The sequence below is a fragment of the Rhizorhabdus argentea genome, assembly GCF_037861105.1.
Lineage (GTDB): Bacteria > Pseudomonadota > Alphaproteobacteria > Sphingomonadales > Sphingomonadaceae > Rhizorhabdus > Rhizorhabdus argentea.
On the sequence record NZ_JBANFK010000004.1, the window covers coordinates 92,211 to 112,896 of the forward strand.

Genomic DNA, 20,686 nt, shown 5'->3' on the forward strand with positions numbered 1-20,686 from the left:
GCTCAACGGCCTGTCCCCTGCTTTTGCTCCTCGGGCCTAAAGCCCGGCTTGTGCACCTGCAGCAGGGCTTCGGGCAGCTGGATGAGGGTCGGGCCGGCCGTGTACAGCAGCGCCGCCTCCACCGGCCGGCCAGGAAAGATCACGCCCAGCGCCGCCGCATAGGCTGCCATCTGGCGGATATGGTGCAGCGGGGCTGTGGCCAGATCGGCGGGTGCGCGGCGGCCGGTCTTGAAGTCGATGACGAGGATGCGGTCCTCGGCCACCAGCAGCCGGTCGACCGTGCCGGCAATGACTTCGCCATCGACCACCGCGGCGATCGGCGCTTCGGCCAGCGCTTCGGGAGAGAAGATCGCCGCGAAACGCGGGTCGGCGATCACCCGGCAGGCGTCGCTAGCGAGCTGGCGGGCATAGCCAGGGTCGTCGACGCCCGCCGAGCCCAGCAGCCAGCGTTCCGCTACGGCGCCCCGATCTGGCGGTGCGATCCCCGGTAGCCGCTCGAACAGGGCATGGAGCAGCGTGCCGCGCCGTGCCGCCTCGCGCAGCGCCGCCGATGGTGGGGGATCGGCGATGTCGTCGGTGCCGATCGAGGATGGCGCCAGCGGCCGGGGCGGACGCGCCTCAATCGGAGCGGGCGTCCGCAGCCAGACCGGTTCGGCCAGCCGCGGCGCTTCGCTGCGCGAGCGGGCGGCGGCGGCCGTGCCCGGCTTCACCATGCCGTGATAATGGCGCGCGCTGGTCCACAGCCCGTCGTCGACGGGATCGCAGCCGAGGCCGGCCATCGCCTGGTCGACCGCCTGATACCAGCTGGCGGCGGGCGGCACTCCTTTCGCGCGGATGCCGAGCGCGCCGCCGATCACCAGATGCTCCTGGGCGCGCGTCAGGGCGACATAGAGCAGCCGCCAATGCTCCTGCCGTTCCCGAACCCTGAGCTGTTCGGCATCTTCGCGCAGCGCCTCGACCATCTCGTGCCGGCGCGGGCGCAGGATCGGCACCGGCAGCGATCCCTCGTCCAGCGCCCAGTCGAGCCGCCGCTCGGGGCTGAGATCCGGATCGGCAGTGGCGTCGGCCAGGATGACGAGCGGGGCTTCGAGTCCCTTGGAGCCATGCACCGTCATCACCCGCACGGCATCGAGCGGGGCGGAAGGGTCACGGATGATCTCGACGTCGCCACGGTCGAACCAGTCGAGGAAGCGCTGCAGGCTGGCGGTGGCGGTGCCCTCGAACTGGAGCGCGGCGCCGAGCAGTTCCTCGATCGGATCGCGCGCCTCGGCGCCCAAGCGGCGCAGCAGCTTGCGTCGGCCGTCGAGCGGCCCGGTGAGCAGATGCTCGAGGAAGCGATAGGGCGTGGTGAAGTCGGCGCGGCCAAGGATGTCGTCGAGAGCCGCGATGGTATCGCCATCGCCCGATGCGCGCACCGTATCGATCAGCGCGCGCCTGCGGCGGAAGGCGACGCGGTAGAGCTGCTCCTGATCCCAGCCGAACAGCGGCGACACCAGCAGGGCGGCGAGGCTCAGATCATCCTCGCGCTGAACGGCGAAGCGCATCGCCGCGAGCAGATCCTTGACGCCGAGGGGCGCGGTCAGCCGCAGCCGGTCGACGCCGGCGACCGGCACCTTCTCGGCATGGAGCCGCGCGACGATCAGCGAGGCGAGGTCCGCGCGGCGGCGCACCAGGATCAGGATATCCTCGGGCCGGATCGGCCGCTTCTTGCTCGCGAGCCACAGCCGGTCGTCGATCCACTGCTTCACCTGCTTGGCGAGACGGGTGGCATAGGCGCGGGTCGCGCTGTCGGCGAACCCCTCCTCGCCTTCGTCGTCGATCGCCTCGTCATGCGCTAACGGTCGCCACAGCGTGACGCGGCCGGGGATGTGGTGATGCGCGGCATGGCGCTCGGCCGGGGTGAACAGGCCCATCGTCTCATGGCCCAGATCGGTGACGAGCTGGTCGACCAATTCGAGCACCGCGGGCGCGGAGCGGAAGCTCCGGTCGAGCGACAGGTCGAGAAATTCGCGCTCGGCGTGGAGCGCCTTCAAGGCGAACTGGAGCCGGGCCCGCTCGAACTCGCGGGGGTCGGTGCCCTGGAAGCCGAAGATCGCCTGCTTGAAGTCACCGACGGTGAAGATGGTGCGCAGCGCCTGCCCGCGCGCGCCCGCCCCGGCAAAGAACTCCTCCGCGAGCCGGTCGACGATCGCCCACTGCGCGGCATTGGTGTCCTGCGCCTCGTCGACAAGGATGTGGTCGGTGGTCTGGTCGAGCTTGAAGCGCACCCAGTCGCCCATGCCGGGCGTGTCGAGCAGGCGCACGGCGGCGCGGATCAGGTCGTCGAAGTCGACGAGGCCAGCGGTGCGCTTCGCGTGGGCATAGGCGGCGGCATAGGCCTGGCCGGCGCGCAGGCCCGCGGCGATCGTCGCGGCGAGCGCGGCGCGGATGCGCAGCGACAGCAGGGCGCCGACCTGTTCGGCGAGCCTGCCGCAATGATCCACATACAGCGGCTCGGCGTCGATCAGCTTCTGCGAATATTTGCGTGGCTCCCCCGATTTGGTCAGCGCGACGCCGATAAGCTCGTCGAGCATAGCGGCGCGCGCCTTGGGCGCGGCGGCGAGGAATGCGGCGACGATATCGGCATGGTCGAGCCCGCTCTTGGTGCCCCAGGCGCCGTTCGCGGTGGCGATCGCCTGCAGGCAATCGAGATCGAGTTCGGCGCAGCCCTTCTCGATCGCCTCCTCGACATCGCCGAGCGGCGCGCCGAGTGCGTGGCGTAGCCGCGGCTCGATCGTCTCGCGCGTGCCGAGCCCGGCCAGCGCGTCGGGCGCGCGGGCGCAATCGAGCAGATAGGCTTCGACCCCGGCCTCGCCGAGGCGGAGGCTCAGCGCCTGGACGTCGCGGATCAGCGGCAGATCGCCGCCTCGGGTGGCAACCTCGAGCATGTCGGCGAGGGTGCGGCGCGCCAACGCCGCCTCCTCGCGCCCTTCGATCGGCCGGAAGCCGGGGGTGAGCCCGGCCTCGGCCGGGAAGCCGGCGAGCAGTGTCTGACAGAAGGCGTGGATTGTCTGGATGCGCAGGCCGCCGCCGGGCGCGTCGAGCACGCGCGCGAACAATCGGCGCGCGCGCCTGAGGGCCTCCACGTCGCTGTCCTCACCCAGCCGCGTCAGATCCTGCGCCAGCTTGCGGTCATCCTTCAGGCCGGCCCAATGGGCGAGGCGCCGGTGGATGCGCTCGGCCATTTCGGCGGCGCCGGCCTTGGTGAAGGTCAGGCACAGGATCGATTCGGGCGCAGCGCCGCCGAGCAGCAGCCGCAGCACTCGCGCGGTCAGCACATGGGTCTTGCCGGTGCCCGCCGACGCCGACAACCAGACGAGCTCGCGGGGATTGGAGGCGTCGCGCTGCTGCGGCTGGAGCGGATCGAGCGGTTTCAGGCGCGCGCTCATGCTGCCGCTCCTTCGCCTTGGCCTGCATCGGCGTCGCGGCCATACCATTCGTCGAGCCGCATCAGCTGGTCATAATCGGCATAGGGCGCATATTCGGGTGCGATCTTGGCGGTGAAGGGATCGCTGCCGGTCAGCCACCGCTCGACCGCCTGCCGCAATATCGCTTCGGCATGGGCGATGAAATTCTCAGGGGGAATGCCGTTCTTGCCACCGGCTGGGCTGCGGATCTGGCCGAAGGCATCCTTGTCCTTGGCGAGCGACCAATATTCGAAGGTCAGCGGATCGCCCTGCACATCGTCGAAGCCGCCGCGCGCGGCGATCAGCCCGAGCAGGCCGAGCTGCATCGCATAGCCGGCCTGGACTTGCGCGGCGCTGGGCGGCTTGCCGGTCTTGTAGTCGACGATCGCAAGCGTGCCGTCGGCGAGGCGGTCGATCCGATCCACCTTGCCCTTCAGGGTGATGCCGGCAAGCTTGGTTTCGCCATCGATCTCGGCCGCGACCGGCTTGCGGCCGGCGAGCGCAGCCTCGTCCATCTGCGCCGCAACCCAGCGCAGCGCTTCCATCAGCCGCGGTTCCCACAGCGCCCGCATCACCGGGTGGGCGGCCATGTCGGCGAGCATCGCCTCGGCACGCGGCAGCAGCTTGGCGGGATCGCAGCCGTCCTGCTTCATCCAGGCTTCGAACACCGCATGGACCGCGGTGCCGCGCCAGGCCGGGGTGGGATCGGCGTCGACCGCGTCGAGCGGGCGCAGCCTGAGCATCGCATCGGCATAGAAGGCGAAGGGATCGGCCTGCAGCCGATCAAGCTTGGTGACGGCGATGACGGTCGGGCGGTCCGCGACCGGCGGCGTCGGGGCGGGGCGTTTGTACCAGAGCCGGTCGGCCGGGCGGTCGAGCGCCGCCGCCCAGTTCGGCAGGCGATGCTCGCGGGTCATCCCGCCGGTCATCGCTTCGAGCCGCAGCCAGAAGCGCGAGGCTATGGTGGGCGCGCGGGCATCGCGCCGCGCGCGGGTGACGATCACCTCGGGCGCGCCGAGCGCCATTGCGAAGTCGTGCGCCGACAGACCGATCCGCCGCTCCAGGCCGCTCAGGCCCAGCTCGGCGCGGATGCGCGGGGCGAGCCAGGGGTCCGGGCTCGGCAGCGTCGGCCATATGCCTTCGTTGAGCCCGCCGAGGACCATCAGGTCGGCATGCTGGAGCCGCGCTTCGAGCAGGCCCCAGATCGACAGCCGCGGATGCCCCCCCTGCGGCGGGCGTACCGCGATGGCGTCCATCATGAGCCGTAACGTCGGCGCGAGGCTGGCGGGTTCGAAGCCGGCCGGGCCGAGCGGGGCCGCGGCCTCGAGATCGGCAATGAGATCGGCAGCGGCGCGGCCGTCGGGGCCGGACCAGCCGGCGTCGCCGGAGAGGGTGGTGACGGCTTCGCGGACGGCGGCGAGTAAAGCCGCGAAAGCCCGTTCGTCCCGAGCGAAGTCGAGGGACGCTTGCCTGGTGGCGTGTGTCTCGACTTCGCTCGACACGAACGGAAACGAGAACGCCGCTTCCAGCGGCTCCAGCAGCGCCTTGGCCTCGCTCCACCAACTTTGCGCCGGCGCCCGCACGCGTGCCGAATATCGGTCGCCATCAGCAAGAAATCGCGCGATCCCCGTCAGGCCACCGGGCGGGCGCGGACCACGCAGCGCCATGTCGAGCTTGCGCACTCCGTCCAGCCAAGCACCGCGAGTGTCGCCGCGTTTCACCAGGGGATGCTTGAGCAGGGCGAGCAGCGGCACCGGCGCAAAGCCCTCGGCCGCAGCCTCGGCAATCGCCAGCAGCAGCGTTCCGGCCGGGGTCAGCGATAGCGGCGTGCCGGCGCTGTCGTCGGCGACGATCCCCCAGCGCGCCAGATGCGCCGCGACCCGCCGCGCCAGCACACGATCGGGGGTGACGAGTGCCGCTGTCCGGCCAGGGACCTCGATCGCCTCGCGCAGCGCCAGCGCTATCGTCTGGGCTTCCTCTGACGGGTTGGCGAGCTCGATCGCGCGCACGCCGGTCAGCCGCCGCTCGGCGGGCGGCAGCCTATGCCATTTGTCGGTAAAGGCGGCGGGGGCCATCGCGTTAGCGATCGCTTTCGCCCGGATTGCGCGCGCGTCGCGCCCGCCGCCCCAGCGCCAGGTTTCGACCTCGTCGAGGCCGACATCCATCTGGTCGAGCAGCAGCTTCAGCGCATATTGCGGATGGCTTTCGATCGGCCGCGGCGGACGCGATCCATCATCGCCGCTCTTATGGGGGCCGAGCGCGTCCCATTCCTCGCGCGGCGAGATTGTGTCGACGCCGGGCAGCACCACCATGCCCTGCGGCAGCCGCGCGACGACGCCGAGCAGCCTGGCCACGGCGGGGGTCGTGCTGCTGATGCCGGCGGCGATCACCGGGCCGGGCGGCGGGGTCGCGCGCCAGTTGCGGGCGACGCGGTCGAGCAGGCGGTTGCGGCGCTCGGCAAGGTCGATCCGGCCACGCGCCTGCAGCTCCTGGGGCCAGCGCGTCAGGATCGCATCGAGCATGTCGAGCGAGCGCTGCCAATGCTCGGACAGGTCGGGCAGATCTGCGAGATCGCGCAGCTTCGATGGCGGCACCTGTTCGATCAGCAGTTGGTCGAGGGTGCGGCCGAGCTCGCCCGCCAGCCGGATCGCCTCGCCGCCGTCGATCGGATCGCCGGCCGCGGCGCGCGCTTCGCTGGTCAGCCGCGCGAGGATCATCTGCCGTTCGAGCGGATCGATCGCCGGCGGGACGGGGTCGGCGTCCTCCGTGCCGAGCGGATCGAGCAGGCCGCCGAGCCGTTCGTCGAACTCGGGATCGCCGATGGCGACCAGCCGTGGCAGCAGCAGCCCGCCCTCGGCCCGGCGCACGAAGGCATCGCTGATCGCACGGGCGGCGCGGTTGTTCGGCACCAGGATCGCAGCGCGGGCGAGGCCAAGCGGATCCGGGCCATAGCGCGCGATCAGCCCACCCGCGAGCGCGTCTGCGAAGGCGCGATGCGCGGGGATGGTGAAGACGGTGGGGGTAGTCATCGGCTCGGCCAGTCTACCCGATCGTCGGTGCAGCGAAAGGGGCAGCGTGGCGCCATGACATAAACCTCATGCCAGCGCAGGCTGGCATCTCGGGCGGCTCCAGCCGGTACGTCGTCTCGCGATCTACTGAGATGCCAGCCTGCGCTGGCATGACGAGGAAGTAGAAGGATCAGCCGAAACCCAGCATCGCCTCGGTCTTGCCGATCGCGGGCGGGGTGCCGACGTCGAACCACAGGCCCTGGTGCGACACGCCGTAAGCCCGGCCGGCGGCGATGGCGCGGTCCCACAGCAGGTTGAAGGAGAAGGGGCCCTCCGGCAGGTCGGCGAACAGCCGCTTCGAGACGAGCTGCACTCCGGTGAACACGAAGGGCGCCACCCTGGCGGCGCGCCGTCGGCTGATGCGACCGGCCGGGTCCATGTGGAAATCGCCGAGCCCGCTATGGCAGTTGGCCCGCGCCAGCGGCACCAGCAGCAGCAGCGCATCCATCTCCGCGTCGTCCCAGCGGTCGGCGAGCAGCCGGATCGCATCGACCGGGCCGTCGATCCACAGATTGTCGCTGTTGGCGATGAGGAAGCGTTCGTCGGCGATCAGCGGCAGCGCCTTGGCCACGCCGCCGCCGGTTTCCAGCAGCAGGCCGCGCTCGTCGGAAACCTGGATGTCCAGGTCGCCCGCCTTCCGCCTGAGGTGCGCTTCGAGCGCATCGGCGAGATAGTGGACATTGACCACGACCCGGGGAATCCCGGCGCTGCGCAGCCGATCGAGGACATGGTCGAGCAGCGGCTTGCCGGCGACCTCGACGAGCGGCTTGGGCCGCGTCGCCGTGAGTGGGCGCATTCGCTTGCCGAGCCCCGCGGCGAGCACCATCGCGGTGCCGATCGGCGGCTGGACCGGATTGGGACGCAAAGACATCGGCTTGGCGAAGCTCACGCCGCGAACCCTTCCCAGTGCGCCGCCCGCGCCGACGGCGGGACATGGACGTCGAACCAGGCCTTGACCGGCGCGAGCGCGGGATGCGCCAGGTCACGCTCCAGATAGGCCCAGACACGCGGCTGGAAAGCAAGGTAGCGCGGCTTGCCGTCGCGCTTCCACAACCGCGTGAAAATGCCGAGGATCTTGGCGTTGCGCTGGGCACCGAGCAGCGCATAGGCCGCGTCGTCGAAGGAGCGGCGGGCGGCATAGCGCGCGATCATCGCTGCCTCAAGCGCGGGCGAAACGTCGCGGCGCGCATCCTGGAGCAGCGACACGAGGTCGTAGGCGGCGTGGCCGGCGAGCGCGTCCTGGAAATCGAGCAGGCCGAGGCTGCCATCGCTGAGCAGCATGATATTCTCGGCATGATAATCGCGCAGCACGGTGATCGACCGGTCGGCGGCGATCGGCGCGAGCGCGGCGTCCCAGGCGACTCGATAAGCGTCCGCGTCGCCATCGAGCCCGACGGCGGGCATATACCATTCGGGGAACAGCCCCGCCTCGCGCTGGTACACCGTCATGTCATAGGGCGGCAGATCACCGGGGCCGGCGGCGTGTAGATCGGCTAGCAGATCGATCGCCTGCGCGTAGATCGGCGTCTCCGCGGCGGGATCGCCCTCGATCACCTCCTTCATCCGGGCGTCGCCGAAATCCTCGAGCAGGATCAGCCCCCGGCCGAGATCCTCGGCGAGGATGCGTGGCGCGCGAAATCCGATCCGGTCGAGGTGGCGTGCCACGGCGAGAAACGGGCGGCTGTCCTCATGTTCGGGCGGTGCGTCCATCAGCACCGCGCTCTGCCCGTCGCGTTCGACGCGGAAATAGCGGCGGAAGCTGGCGTCGCCGGCCAGCGGCAGGATCGCAGCGCCATGCCAGCCGGCATCGTCGAGGAAGGCGGGGGCATGCGGGGGCGGAATCATCGGGGCGGCCATCGGCCTTCCCATGCCGCCGGCACGTGCCAAGTCAAGCGGCGTGCATCCTCGCCGCCAGGACCTTCGGCGCGTTCGAAGTGCAGGCGCAAGGCTTCGGGCCACAGCCTCGCGCCCATCCGTTCGGGCCACTCGATCAGCAGCGCGCTGTCGGCAAGAGCCTCGTCGAGGCCGAGTTCCTCAATCTCCCCGGCGTCGTCGATGCGGTAGAGATCGACATGCCACAGCGGCAGGATGAGATCGGGTGGGGCATAGGGAATGACGATCGGGAAGCTGGGGCTGGGCACTTCGCCCGCGAAGCCGAGCGCCTGGAGCAGCCCGCGGGCGAAGGTCGTCTTGCCGGTGCCGAGATCGCCATTGAGCGCGACCACGTCGCCCACCCGCAGCACAGCGGCCAGCGCAGCGCCGGCGGCGACGGTTTCTGCAGGGCCGGTCAGGCGCATGAGCTAGTCCGTCATCCCGGCGGAGGCCGGGATCTCCATCGTGGTTCGCGACATCAACTCCGTCCTGGACGACCGAAACCCCGGCCTGCGCCGGAGTGACGGGCAGAGGGAAGCTCGAGACATCCTATAGGACCATCTCGCCGTGGCGGCGCGGCAGGTGGATGGTCACGGTCGTCCCGCGGCCCGGCTCGCTCTCGAGCGCGATCGAGCCGCCATGCGCCTCGACCAGCTGGCGGGTGAGCGGCAGGCCGATGCCGATCAGCTGCGTGCCCTCCTCGTTATTCGCGTCGATGCGAGGATAGCTGTCGAACACCTTGGCTCGCTGGGCGGCATCCATGCCGTGACCGGTGTCGGAAACCGTCCAGATGATCATGTCATCGTCGCCATGGACCCGGATCGTGACGCGGCCGTTGGGCGGCGTATAGCTGATCGCATTGTTGAGCAGGTGATCCGCGATCTGGCGCAGGCGGCGCGGATCGCCGCGCATCAGGCCGAGCTCGGGTTCGATATCGACCAGCAGCGACACCGGCTTCGCCTTGGCGGCGCTGCTCGCCGATGTGACCGCTTCGTTCAGCAGCACGCCGACATCGACATGCTCCTCCGAGAGCGGGAGATTGCCGGAAGCGCCCTGGGTGAGATCCAGCACGTCCTCGACCAGCGATCCGAGCCGGCCGACCGACGACAGGATCGCTTTGACATATTCGCCTGCCACCGGCGGCAAGTCGCCCGCATAACCGGCGTCCAGAAGCTCGGCGAAACCGGCGATCGAGGTCAGCGGCACGCGCAGCTCGTAGCTCATATTGGCGACGAAGGCGGTCTTGAGCTTGTCGGCTTCCTCGAGCGCATCGGCGCGGCCGCGCAGCGCCTCCTCGATCCCGCGTGAAGCCGTGATGTCGAGCAGCGTGAACAGCGCGTTGCCATCCGGCAGCGGCACCACCGCGAAATCGAAATAGCGGCCGTCGGCGAGCGCCATCCGCCCGGTGCGGGCCTGGCGGTCTACGGTGGCGATGCGGACGAGGTCACGCAGCAGCTGCGCGCGTGACGGCTCCGCGAGCTTGGCCGCTACCAGCTCGACCATCGCGTCGACGCGCAGATTTTGCGCGAGATCGGCTTCGGACAGGCCCCAGATGTCGCGGAAGCTCTGATTCCAGATGTGCAACCGCCCATCCGACGCGAACACGCCAATCGCCTCGAACAGATTGTCGAAGGTCGCGGTACGCACGCGCAGCAGCGTGTCGCGGGCGCTCGATAGCTGGACCTGCTCGGTGCGATCCTCGAAGAACAGCAGCAGCCCGCCATTGGGCAGCGGCTGCGCGACGACGCGCAGATGCTGGCCGCCGGGCAGCATCCACGTCTCCTCGATCGCGTCGACGGCATTGAACCAGCCGCGCCGCTCGGTCTTCCAGCCGGGAAAGTCGCGCGCTTCGGGTAGCCGCTGGGTCTCGCGCATCCGTTCGAGCACGCGATCGAACTCTGGGCGGTCGGCGAGCCATTCCGGGCTCAGCGAGAAAAACTGCAGGAAGGGTTGGTTGTAGAAGAGCAGGCTGCGATCGGGGGCGAACTGGGCGACGCCCGCCGACAGCCGGTCGAACAGCTCGCGCTGAGCCTCCTGGAAGCGGCCGAGCTCGCCGCGGGTCTGCTCGAGATCCTGGATGTCGAAGGCATAGCCGGCGACGCCATGCTCGCCCATCGGCACGTCCACGATCCGCATCGTCCGCCGCTGACCGGAGAGCGTGACCGGCACGACATGGGTCTTGACGCGGCCGCTGTCGCGTGCGGCGAGCGCAGTCGCGCGCGGCGCGCGGCCCTCTGCGGCATCGATCAGCTCTATGCCGCGGGTGACGACTTCCTCGGCACTGGCGCCCTCGACTGCCGCGACATAGGCCGAGTTGACCAGCGCCAGCTTGAGGTCGGGCCCGCGGTGCCACATCGGGAAAGGTGCCGCCTCGATCAGCGCCAGGCAGCTGTCGAGCGCATCGCTGATCGCCGTGGCTTCGGCCGAGAGGCGGGTGATGGCGCCTTCGCTCTCGCTGTTGTCGAACAGCCAGACGATCACGCCATCGCCGATCGGCGGCGTCGCCGGCCGACCGCGCGCGAGCAGCACCCGATCTGTGCCGGCGAGGTGCAGCGCTCGTTCGAATGGCCGCCCGGCCTGGATTGCCGCGGCGACGTCGGCGGCAAGCCCTTCCGCATCGACCACAGAGATGCCGCCGCCACCGATCTCCGGGCTACCCGCCAAGTCGTTGACGGTAGCGGGCTGCCGGGCGAGGCCGAGCCAATGGGCCAACCGGGCATCGCCGGCGACGCGGCCGTCGAGCGCAATCCTGAAAGGCACCGCCGGGGCGCTGGCGAGGAGGGCCGCCTGACGCTCGATTTCGCGGGCGCGCGCCTTGGCGACAGCGTCACGCCGCAGCCCCATGAGGATTGCTGCGACCGCGGCCGCGACCCACAGCGCGACGATGATCGCGAGCATCAGTGCGGCGACCGGGTCGAGCTGGATCATCTGCTGCATGGCGACGCTTCTAAGGTCGGCATTGGCGTGCTGCAATGGTAACGGATGCAGCCGAAACATTGCCACCGTCGTCCCCGCGTCCGCGGGAATGACGGTGGTGTGGATCATGGCTTAATAGCGGTAATGGTCCGGCTTGAACGGGCCTTCGGTGCTGACGCCGATATAGCCGGCCTGCTTGGGGGTGAGCTTCGTCAGCTTGACGCCGAGCTTCTCGAGGTGGAGCGCAGCCACCTTTTCGTCGAGATGCTTGGGCAGCACGTAAACCTGGTTGCTGTAGCTCTCCCCGCGGGTCCACAGCTCGATCTGGGCGAGCGTCTGGTTGGTGAAGCTCGCCGACATCACGAACGACGGGTGGCCCGTCGCGCAGCCCAGGTTCACCAGTCGCCCCTTGGCGAGGATGATGATCTGCTTGCCGTCGGGGAAGGTCACCAGGTCGGTGCCGGGCTTGACCTCGTTCCAGCTATAGTTGCTGAGCGCAGCTATCTGGATCTCGCTGTCGAAATGGCCGATGTTGCAGACGATCGACATCGGCTTCATCGCCGCCATGTGCTCGGCAGTGATCACGTCGGCATTGCCGGTGGCGGTGACGAAGATGTCGGCGCGGGTCACGGCCTCTTCCATCGTCACGACCTCGAAGCCCTCCATCGCCGCTTGCAGCGCGCAGATCGGATCGACTTCGGTGACCATCACGCGGGCGCCGCCGTTGCGCAGCGACTGGGCAGATCCCTTGCCGACATCGCCGAAGCCGGCGACGCAGGCGACCTTGCCGGCCAGCATCACGTCGGTGGCGCGGCGGATCGCGTCGACCAGCGACTCCTTGCAGCCATAGAGATTGTCGAACTTCGACTTGGTGACGCTGTCGTTGACGTTGATCGCGGGGAAGGGCAGCTCGCCTTTTTTGGCGATCTCATACAAGCGGTGGACGCCGGTGGTGGTCTCTTCGGACACGCCCTTCAGATTCTTGACGGTCTCGGTCAGATAGCCGGGGCGGCGGGCGATGAACGCCTTGAGCGCTCGGTGGAATTCGACTTCCTCGTCATTTTCCGGCTCGCCCAGCGTCGCGCCGGCTTCCAGCTTGGCGCCCCACAGCGCGAACATGGTGGCGTCACCGCCGTCGTCGAGGATGATGTTGGCGGTCTCGTCGCCCCAATCGAAGATCGAACCGACATAGTCCCAATAGTCGGCCAGGCTCTCGCCCTTGATCGCGAACACCGGCACACCCGTCGCGGCGATCGCGGCCGCGGCGTGGTCCTGGGTCGAGAAGATGTTGCAGGTCGCCCAGCGCACCTGCGCGCCGAGCGCCGTCAGCGTCTCGATCAGCACCGCGGTCTGGATCGTCATGTGCAGCGAACCGGTGATACGCGCGCCCTTCAGCGGCTGCGACGGGCCGAACTCGGCGCGCAGCGCCATCAGGCCGGGCATCTCGGTTTCGGCGATGTTGATCTCCGCGCGGCCGAATTCGGCGAGGCTCAGATCGGCGATGACATAGTCGTTGAATTCAGTCGCAACGGCGGTGGCCACCTTGCTTCTCCTTGGGGCTGGGGCAGCCGGAGTCACCGGCGGCGATGCCCGCGGCCTTAGCGGCAGGGGGGCTGGAATGCAAATATAAAGATATCTTTATATCCGATATCTCCCGAGGTGGATTACACCGCTTTGCGAGAAAACATCGTCATCCCGGCCCTTCGACTGCCTGCAAGGCAGGCGCTCAGGATGTGTGTCGCGCCGGCCTCATGAGATCCCAGCTTCCGCCGGGATGACGAAAACGGGGCGGGAGAGCCTTGGTCTAGCGCCCCAGCTCGGCCATCGTCTCGTGGCCGCAGATCCCGCCGGGCAGCACCGGGCTCAGCCCCTGGTGGGCAGCGATCATCTCGAGGCCTTCGCCGGAGTTGGCCATCAGCGCGCCTTCTGCCGCAACGCTGCGCGCGCCCTCGCATGTGTCGGCATTGGTGCGGCCCGCGCCATAGGCATTGGCGAGCGAGGTGACGAAGCGGTCATAGGCGGTCTGGCCATAGACCGGCCCGGCTGTACCGATGAAGAAGGCCTTGAGCCGGTCGTTGGCGGCGGCGATCGCCACCCGGTTGCCGCGCACGAAAGCGTTGTAATCCGTCGAGATGTCGACGCCCGCTGCCTGGCAGCGCAGCGTTTCGACCATCAGGAAGGTCTGGAGGTCGCGGACATGCGCGGCGCTGACATGCTCCGCTGACCAGCAGCCGGCCGTGGCCGGCGACACCGCGGCCAGCGCGGCGATTGCCGTGCACAAGATATTTCGCATAGGAGAACGCCTCGCCTTGGCACTGGCCGCCCCCATCGAGCCGCCACCGCCTCAGCAAAGTGCGCGATATTCATTCCTTGAAGGTTAATAGCCTTGGTGAAAGGCAAGAAGAACGCATTGTGAATCAATACGTTACCGGAACGAAGCGCTGGATGTGGACCTTTCTACGCCTGGCCGCTGGTGGAGGCGAGCAGGCGCGGGTCGATGCCTGCGCTGCGCATCGCCAGCTCCCATCGGCGAGGCGCGTCGTTCTCGAACAACAGCTCGTCGTCTCCCGGAGTCGCCAGCCAGCCATGGCGCCGCATCTCCTGGTCAAGCTGACCCTCCCCCCAGCCGGCATAGCCGAGCGCGACCAGCCAGCGCTTCGGCCCCCGTCCCTCGCTGATCGCGCGCAGGACGTCGAGCGTGGAGGTCAGACCCCAGCGCTCGTCGACGCGGAGGGTGTCGCCGCCCGCCCAGTCGGTGCTGTGGAGGACGAAGCCGCGTTGCGGCTCGACCGGTCCGCCGATATGGATCGCACAATCGGGCGCGGCGCCGGGTGGAATGTCGAGCTGGGCGAGCAGCTTGTGCAGGGTGATGCCTGGCAGCAGATGGCCAACGCCGACGCCCAGCGCGCCCTGCTCGTCATGGGCGCACATCGCTATCACCGCCCTGGCGAAACGCGGATCGCTGATGCCCGGCATGGCGAGCAGATATTGTCCGCTGAGAGAGGCTGGCGCATCCATCGCCAACTTTTATAGTCCCGTCGATGACGACGCAATCGGGGGAACACAGGGGCGCGCCAAACCGAGCCGTCATGACGGTGGTGATCCCGGCCTATGGGGTTGGCCCGATGCTCGGGGACGCGCTCGATTCGGTGATTGCGCAGGACCGCGCCGATTGGCAGGCGATCGTGGTCGACGATGGCGACGTGCGGGTGGCGGAGCATATCGCGCGCTATCTCGCCGATCCGAGGATCCGCTTCCTCCAGACCGAAAATGGCGGGCTGCCGACGGCGCGCAACCGCGCGATCGCCGCGGCGGACACGCCCTATGTCGCGCTGCTCGACGGCGACGATGTGCTTGAGCCCGATTTCGTCTCGTCGATGATCGCGGCGATCGAGGTCTCGCCGCGGATCGGCTTTGCGACAGGCGACGCCGTCTTCTTCGGCGCGGACCGGGCGGGCGAGCGTTTCTCGGCCTATTGTCCGCAGATCGCGCCCGCCACGCTGGAACGGGTCATCCGTCGCGAGTTCAACGTGTTCGGCCTGACCGCGATGCGCCGCGAGGCGATACTCGGCATCGGCGGCTTCGATGCCGGCCTCAAATCCTCCGAGGATCTCGACGCCTGGATCCGGCTGCTCGCGGCCGGCTGGGATCTAGCCCATGTGCCCCGCCCGCTCGCCCGCTACCGTCGGCGCGCGGGGCAGATGTCTGGCAATACCACGGTCATGCTGCGCACTGCCCATGCGGTAATGGACAAGGCGCGGAAACATCTCGCCGGGCGGCCGGAAGCGGCTGCGGCGGACGAGATGTGCGCGCGGATCGAGAAGGACATGGCGATCGAGGATGCCTTCCAGCGCGTCGCCGCAGGCAAGGTGCGCGCCGGCGTCGCCGACCTGATCCGCCTCGGCGTCGGTACCCGCAGCCCGCGCTGGCGCAAGGCGCTTTGGCTGATGCGGATGGCGCCCTTTCTGGCGCCCTGGTTGATGCGGCTGCGCGAGCGCGTATAGCTCGCATGGATGAGCGGTTGGTGGAATTAATCCAAAAACTGCAACATGATGCGATTACCCGCACCTGGGAAAGACACGAGGACCACATATGACGATCACCGTCGGAGACCGAATTCCCACCGCCAGCTTCAGGAAGATGACCGCCGAAGGGCCTGTCGAGATCACCGGTGATGCGCTGTTCGGCGGGCGTACGGTGGTGCTGTTCTCGGTGCCGGGCGCCTTCACGCCGACCTGCTCGGCGCGCCATCTGCCGGGCTTCATCGACAAGGCCGAGGCCATATTGGCCAAGGGTGTCGACGAGATCGTCTGCACCGCGGTCAACGATGTCTTCGTGATGGATGCGTGGGGCAAGGCTGCCGGTGCGGGAAGCAAGGTGGCGATGCTGGCCGACGGCAATGGCGAGTTCGTCAAGGCGCTGGGCCTGACCATGGATGGAACCGCCGCCGGCATGGGCCTGCGCGGGCAGAGATTCTCGATGATCGTCAGGGACGGCGTCGTCACGACCCTTAATGTGGAGGCCCCGCGCGACTATGACGTGAGCAGCGCCGAGCATATGCTGGGGCAGCTCTGATCCCTCTGCCGCACGGAAGGACACCTGTTGCCATCTGCCCAGAGCCTGGCCATCGTCGAACAGCTCGATGCGATTTACCACCAATCGGTTTCCTGCCTTCGCGCGGCGCTGAATCTGTACATCCGGAGCGGCGCGCGGCCCGATCCGGCGCTGCGCGGTAATGGCGCCTTCGCCTATCCTGAGATAAGGCTGCGCTATGACGGCCTGCGGGACCCAGGCCCGCTCGGCCGCGCTTACGGGCGGCTCCAAGCGGCCGGCGATTATGCGATCGCCGTCACCCAGCCCTCGTTGTTCGCTCACTATCTCGCTCAGCAGATCGACCTGCTGATCGACGATTATGGCGTCAGCGTCGAGGCCGGCATCAGCACCACCGAGATACCCTATAACTATGTGCTCGATGCCGGCGACGATCTCGACCTGACCGGTGCCTCGCCGGTCGAGCTGGCGCGGATCTTTCCTTCGACCGAGCTCGCGCAGATCGGCGACGAACTCGCCGACGGCCTGTGGGTCCATGACGGCGACAGCCCGCGCCCGCTCGCGCTGTTCGATGCTCCGCGGGTCGATTTCAGCCTCGCCAGGCTCCGCCATTACACCGGCACGCCGCCAAGCCACGTTCAGGACTATATCCTGTTCACCAACTATCACCGCTATGTCGACGAGTTCGTCCACTGGGCGATCGACCAGCTCGATGGCGACAGCCGCTATACTCTGCTGAGCGGCGCGGGCGGCGTCGAGATTCGCTCCGGCGACCCGGATCCCCGCGCGGCCATCGCCGACAGCGCGTGGCGGCGGCACCAGATGCCGGCCTATCATCTGGTCGCGCCCGATCGGTCGGGGATCACCCTGGTCAACATCGGCGTCGGCCCTTCCAACGCGAAGACGATCACCGATCATCTTGCGGTGATGCGGCCGGCGGCCTGGCTGATGATCGGCCATTGCGGCGGGCTGCGCCCCAGCCAGCGCATCGGAGACTATGTGCTGGCCCATGCCTATTTGCGTGACGACCATGTCCTCGACAGCGTGTTGCCGCCCGAAATCCCGATTCCCGCCATCGCGGAGGTGCAGCAGGCGCTGACCCATGCCGCCGAGATCGTCTCCGGAGAGAGCCGCGAGCAGCTCAAGCTCAGGATGCGAACCGGTACGGTGGTGACCTCGGACGATCGTAACTGGGAACTGCGCTACACCGCCTCGGCGCTGCGCTTCAGCCAGAGCCGGGCGGTGGCGATCGATATGGAATCGGCGACTCTTGCGGCGCAGGGCTATCGCTTCCGCGTTCCCTACGGGACACTGCTATGCGTTTCCGACAAGCCGATCCATGGCGAGATCAAGCTGCCGGGCCAGGCCAACCGCTTCTACGAACGCGCCATTGCCGAGCATCTCCAGATCGGCATAGCGGCCGTCGACCAGCTGCGCGGCGAGGGCGCGCGCCTGCACAGCCGCAAATTGCGCGCGTTCAACGAGCCGCCTTTCCGGTGAAGTCCCGCTAGACCGCCTCGTCTAAATCCTCGGCGCTCGTCACGCGATCGCGGCCGTCGAGCTTGGACCGATACAGCGCCCGGTCGGCCCGTGCGAGGAGGGCGGCGAGCGAGATGTCTCCGGGACGCAGGCCGGTGACGCCGAAGCTCGCGGTCATGGTGATCCTGGCGGGGCCGTCGACCGGCATCGCGGCAATGTCGCGGCGGATCCGCTCGACGACGTCCAGGGCGTTCTGGGCGCGGGTGTTGACGAGCAGCAGCGCGAACTCCTCGCCGCCGATCCGGCCGATCACGTCGCCGCGGCGGATGAGGCGCTCGAGCCTGGTCGCAAAATGACGCAGCGCGCGATCACCGGTATTATGGCCGTGGCGGTCGTTGATCGCCTTGAAGCTGTCGATGTCGGCGACCACCACCGCGAGAGGCTGGCGCTGGCGCTGGGCGTTGCGGATCGCCCGTTCGGCCGCATCCTCGAACCCGCGACGATTGTAGATGCCGGTCAGTATGTCCGAGGTGGCCAGCTGCCGCATATTCTCCGCCAGGTCCGCCGCCACCAGGAACACCGCGAAGATGCCGACGCCGATGAAGGCCAGAGGATAGAGCAGCATCAGCAGGGTGCGGACGAACATCAGGCCTCCGCCATGTGCGGTGGCGCCTTCGCCAAGCGCGACCCCACCGGCTGCGAAGTCTATCGCGGCGAACAGGACCAGCATCATCGCGACTGAACGCTCGGGCGGCGGAGCCGCCTTCAACGAGCGCGCGACATTGGCGGCGCTGATCACCAGCATCGCCCCGCCGAAGAACAGCCACGTCGCCTCGCACACGCCGCGGTGCTGAACGGTGAACGTCATCCCGGAGATCAGCATCGCTGCTGCGCATGCGGCGAGCAGCAGCAGCGGCAGATTCGCGCGCTCGCGCGCCCGTGCGATGAAGCCGACCGCGATCAGCGCATTCGAGAGGCAGCTCAGGCCGGCAACGAGCGCGAACAGCAGCGCGTCATGGTCGGCATAGAGGCGCATCAGCAGGTTCGAGAACAATTCGCCGGTGGCGACGGAAAATGCGATAGCCCAGATCAAGGCATGGCGCGGCCTGCCGAAGCTGTGCCACGCGATCAGCATCACCGCCGCGAGCATCGCGGCAATGAAGGTCAACGCAATGATGTGGACCATCGCTGCCGTCATCGGATCCCAAACACAACAAAGCCGGACGGCAAAGGCAAAACATACCTTCGACGGTCGACGCTATTCGATGTCGATGGATTGCCGCACTGCGGCAGGCAGTTACAAAAGGCAATAGTCATGGCGAGTGCTATGTACCGTTTTCGGTCGTTTGCGCCATTTTGGAGTCATCGAACGATGATTTTAGTGTTTCGCTACTGCAGCAGGCAGCCGTTTCTTGGCCGGTTCGAGTCCTTTGCCTCCGGGGCTGGGCCGCGGCCGAATCATTGCAGCCGCGGCCTCTTGCTTACCAGCCGCAGCGCTGTCCCTTGTTCTGCGCATTGAGCCATCCGATCAGAGGTTTGAAATAGGCAATCATTGCCGAGCCGTCGATCTGACGGCTGCCGGTGAACGCCTCGAGCGCGTCGGGCCAGGGCTTCGATGCGCCCATGGCCAGCATCGCGTTGAGTTTTTTGCCTACCTGCTTGTCGCCGTAGAAGGAACAGCGGTGCAGCGGCCCCTTCCAGCCGGCCTGGTCGCATGCCGCCTTGTAGAATTGGAACTGCAGGAGGCGGGCGAGGAAGTAACGCGCATAGGGAGTGTTGCCCGGGATATGATATTTGGCGCCTGGATCGAACGCGTCGGCATCGCGCGCCACGGGCGGCGTGATCCCCTGATATTGCAGGCGCAGATCGGTCCACGCCTTTTCATAATTCGCCGGCTGGATGGCGCCGCTGAACACGCCCCAACGCCATTTGTCCATCAGCAGCCCGAACGGAAGAAACGCCACCTTGTCCATCGCCTGGCGCAGCAGCAGGCCGATGTCCTTGTCGGTGCCGGGTACCTTGGCAGGATCGAGCAGCCCGATCTTGACCAGATAATCTGGCGTTATCGACAGCGCGACAAAGTCCCCGATCGCTTCGTGAAAGCCGTCATTGGCGCCATTGAGATAGAGATAGGGCTGTTTGTTGTAGGCGCGCTGATAATAATTGTGACCGAGTTCGTGGTGGATGGTGACGAAATCGTCGGATACCACCTTGGTGCACATCTTGATCCGCAGATCGTCCTTGTTGTCGATATCCCAGGCCGAGGCGTGGCAGACGACTTCGCGGTCGCGCGGCTTGGTGATCTGCGAGCGCTTCCAGAAGGTGTCGGGCAGCGGCGCAAAACCCAGCGACGAATAGAAGCCCTCGCCCGCCTGAACCATCTTCACCGGATCATATTTCTTCGCGATCAGCAGATCGCCGATGTCATATCCTATGTCGCCGGCGCCCTTGGGGGCGACGACATCATAGATGTTGCCCCATTCCTGCGCCCACATATTGCCGAGCAGGTCTGCGCGAATCGGTCCGGTCTTCGCCTGGACGGCATCTCCATATTTCGCGTTGAGCCGGGCGCGGGTGTAGCAGTGGAGCGCGTCGTACAGCGGTTTCACCTGGACCCACAGCCTGTCCATCATCTTCGCGAAGTCGTCCGCCGGCATGTCGTAGCCCGCGCGCCACATCGCGCCCAGATCCTTGTAACCGAGCTCGACCGCACCCTTGTTGGCGATCTCGACCAGTTGGACATAGTCGCCCTTCATCGGCCGGCCGACATTGTCGTGCCAGCTGACCCACATCTCCTTGAGTTCCGCAGGGTTGCGGTTCGTGCCCATCTCGGCCTCGATATCCGAACCGTTGATTTGCTGGCCGCGCAGCGTGCCCCGGCCCTTGCCATAGGCGGACTGGAGCCGCGTCGCGATGTCGTTGAGCTCGCGGGCCGCGCCGGGCGCGTCGGGCGCGGGCAGGGTGATGCCCTGCTTCAGCATGTCGAGCTTGCGGCGCGTATCGTAGCTCAGCCGCTGGACTCCATCGAACCGCGCCGCACCCTTGGCGAGGCGCACCTGCATCTCGGTCAGGTCTGCGCCCACCTTCGCGTTCACCGCATCGGTATCGTCGGTGATATAGGTGGCGTTGATCCAGGAGACCTGCGCCGAGAAGATGCTGTAGTCGCCAAGCTCCTTTTCGGCAGCCGCAACGAAAGCGTCGGCCTCGGCCGCGGTGGCCGGAGCAGCAAGCGGCGGGGCCTGTTGCGAACTCTGGGCGGAGGCAGGGGCGGTCGCCAGCAAGATGGCGAGGGCAAGCGCGGACGACACCGCCTTGATTGCAGATTTCATCGAAAGGTTCCTTGGCGAAGCTGTT

At 67.7% G+C, this 20,686-nt stretch carries 14 protein-coding genes; 3 read left to right on the plus strand and 11 right to left on the minus strand.

Annotated elements, in window-relative coordinates; genetic code table 11:
• Positions 1–2 precede the first annotated feature (2 nt).
• The 9 genes from addA to AAC645_RS04955 form a co-directional block, all read right to left on the minus strand.
• A complete protein-coding gene (addA, locus tag AAC645_RS04915) occupies positions 3–3,428 on the minus strand; it encodes a double-strand break repair helicase AddA (RefSeq protein ID WP_340314291.1) in 3,426 nt (1,141 codons plus the stop codon).
• Positions 3,425–6,475 (minus strand): double-strand break repair protein AddB, encoded by a 3,051-nt coding sequence (gene addB / locus AAC645_RS04920; protein ID WP_340314294.1) that lies wholly within the window; start codon positions 6,473–6,475, stop codon positions 3,425–3,427. The genes addA and addB overlap by 4 nt, the downstream gene beginning before the upstream one ends.
• 169 nt (positions 6,476–6,644) lie before the next feature.
• A complete protein-coding gene (locus tag AAC645_RS04925) occupies positions 6,645–7,385 on the minus strand; it encodes a nucleotidyltransferase family protein (protein WP_340314563.1) in 741 nt (246 codons plus the stop codon).
• A 14-nt stretch (positions 7,386–7,399) separates the two neighbouring features.
• A complete protein-coding gene (locus tag AAC645_RS04930; RefSeq protein ID WP_340314295.1) occupies positions 7,400–8,371 on the minus strand; it encodes an aminoglycoside phosphotransferase family protein in 972 nt (323 codons plus the stop codon).
• On the minus strand, positions 8,356–8,811 hold the full coding sequence (gene tsaE / locus AAC645_RS04935) for a tRNA (adenosine(37)-N6)-threonylcarbamoyltransferase complex ATPase subunit type 1 TsaE (RefSeq protein WP_340314296.1): 456 nt from the start codon (positions 8,809–8,811) through the stop codon (positions 8,356–8,358). The genes AAC645_RS04930 and tsaE overlap by 16 nt, the downstream gene beginning before the upstream one ends.
• A 124-nt stretch (positions 8,812–8,935) precedes the next feature.
• Positions 8,936–11,323, minus strand: a complete 2,388-nt coding sequence (locus AAC645_RS04940) for a sensor histidine kinase (protein WP_340314564.1) — start codon at positions 11,321–11,323, stop codon at positions 8,936–8,938.
• Positions 11,324–11,434: 111 nt separating this feature from the next.
• Entirely contained in the window at positions 11,435–12,844 is a 1,410-nt protein-coding gene (ahcY, locus tag AAC645_RS04945) for an adenosylhomocysteinase (RefSeq protein WP_340314298.1), read from the minus strand.
• A gap of 262 nt (positions 12,845–13,106) precedes the next feature.
• Positions 13,107–13,595 (minus strand): hypothetical protein, encoded by a 489-nt coding sequence (locus tag AAC645_RS04950; RefSeq protein WP_340314299.1) that lies wholly within the window; start codon positions 13,593–13,595, stop codon positions 13,107–13,109.
• A 164-nt stretch (positions 13,596–13,759) separates the two neighbouring features.
• Entirely contained in the window at positions 13,760–14,320 is a 561-nt protein-coding gene (locus AAC645_RS04955; protein ID WP_340314300.1) for a YqgE/AlgH family protein, read from the minus strand.
• A 71-nt stretch (positions 14,321–14,391) separates the two neighbouring features.
• Between AAC645_RS04955 and AAC645_RS04960 the strand changes: the two genes are divergently transcribed.
• From AAC645_RS04960 to AAC645_RS04970, 3 genes are all read left to right on the plus strand, one after another.
• Positions 14,392–15,306 carry a glycosyltransferase family A protein gene (locus tag AAC645_RS04960; RefSeq protein WP_340314301.1) on the plus strand — a complete coding sequence of 305 codons (915 nt, stop codon included), beginning with the start codon at positions 14,392–14,394 and terminating at the stop codon, positions 15,304–15,306.
• A gap of 88 nt (positions 15,307–15,394) precedes the next feature.
• Positions 15,395–15,877, plus strand: coding sequence for a peroxiredoxin (locus AAC645_RS04965; RefSeq protein WP_340314303.1), 483 nt, complete (start codon positions 15,395–15,397; stop codon positions 15,875–15,877).
• 27 nt (positions 15,878–15,904) lie between these two features.
• A complete protein-coding gene (locus AAC645_RS04970; protein WP_340314305.1) occupies positions 15,905–17,353 on the plus strand; it encodes an AMP nucleosidase in 1,449 nt (482 codons plus the stop codon).
• Positions 17,354–17,360: 7 nt separating this feature from the next.
• Here AAC645_RS04970 and AAC645_RS04975 read toward each other — a convergent pair whose 3' ends face one another.
• Entirely contained in the window at positions 17,361–18,518 is a 1,158-nt protein-coding gene (locus AAC645_RS04975) for a GGDEF domain-containing protein (protein ID WP_340314307.1), read from the minus strand.
• Positions 18,519–18,813: 295 nt separating this feature from the next.
• A complete protein-coding gene (locus AAC645_RS04980) occupies positions 18,814–20,661 on the minus strand; it encodes a M2 family metallopeptidase (RefSeq protein ID WP_340314308.1) in 1,848 nt (615 codons plus the stop codon).
• Positions 20,662–20,686 lie beyond the last annotated feature (25 nt).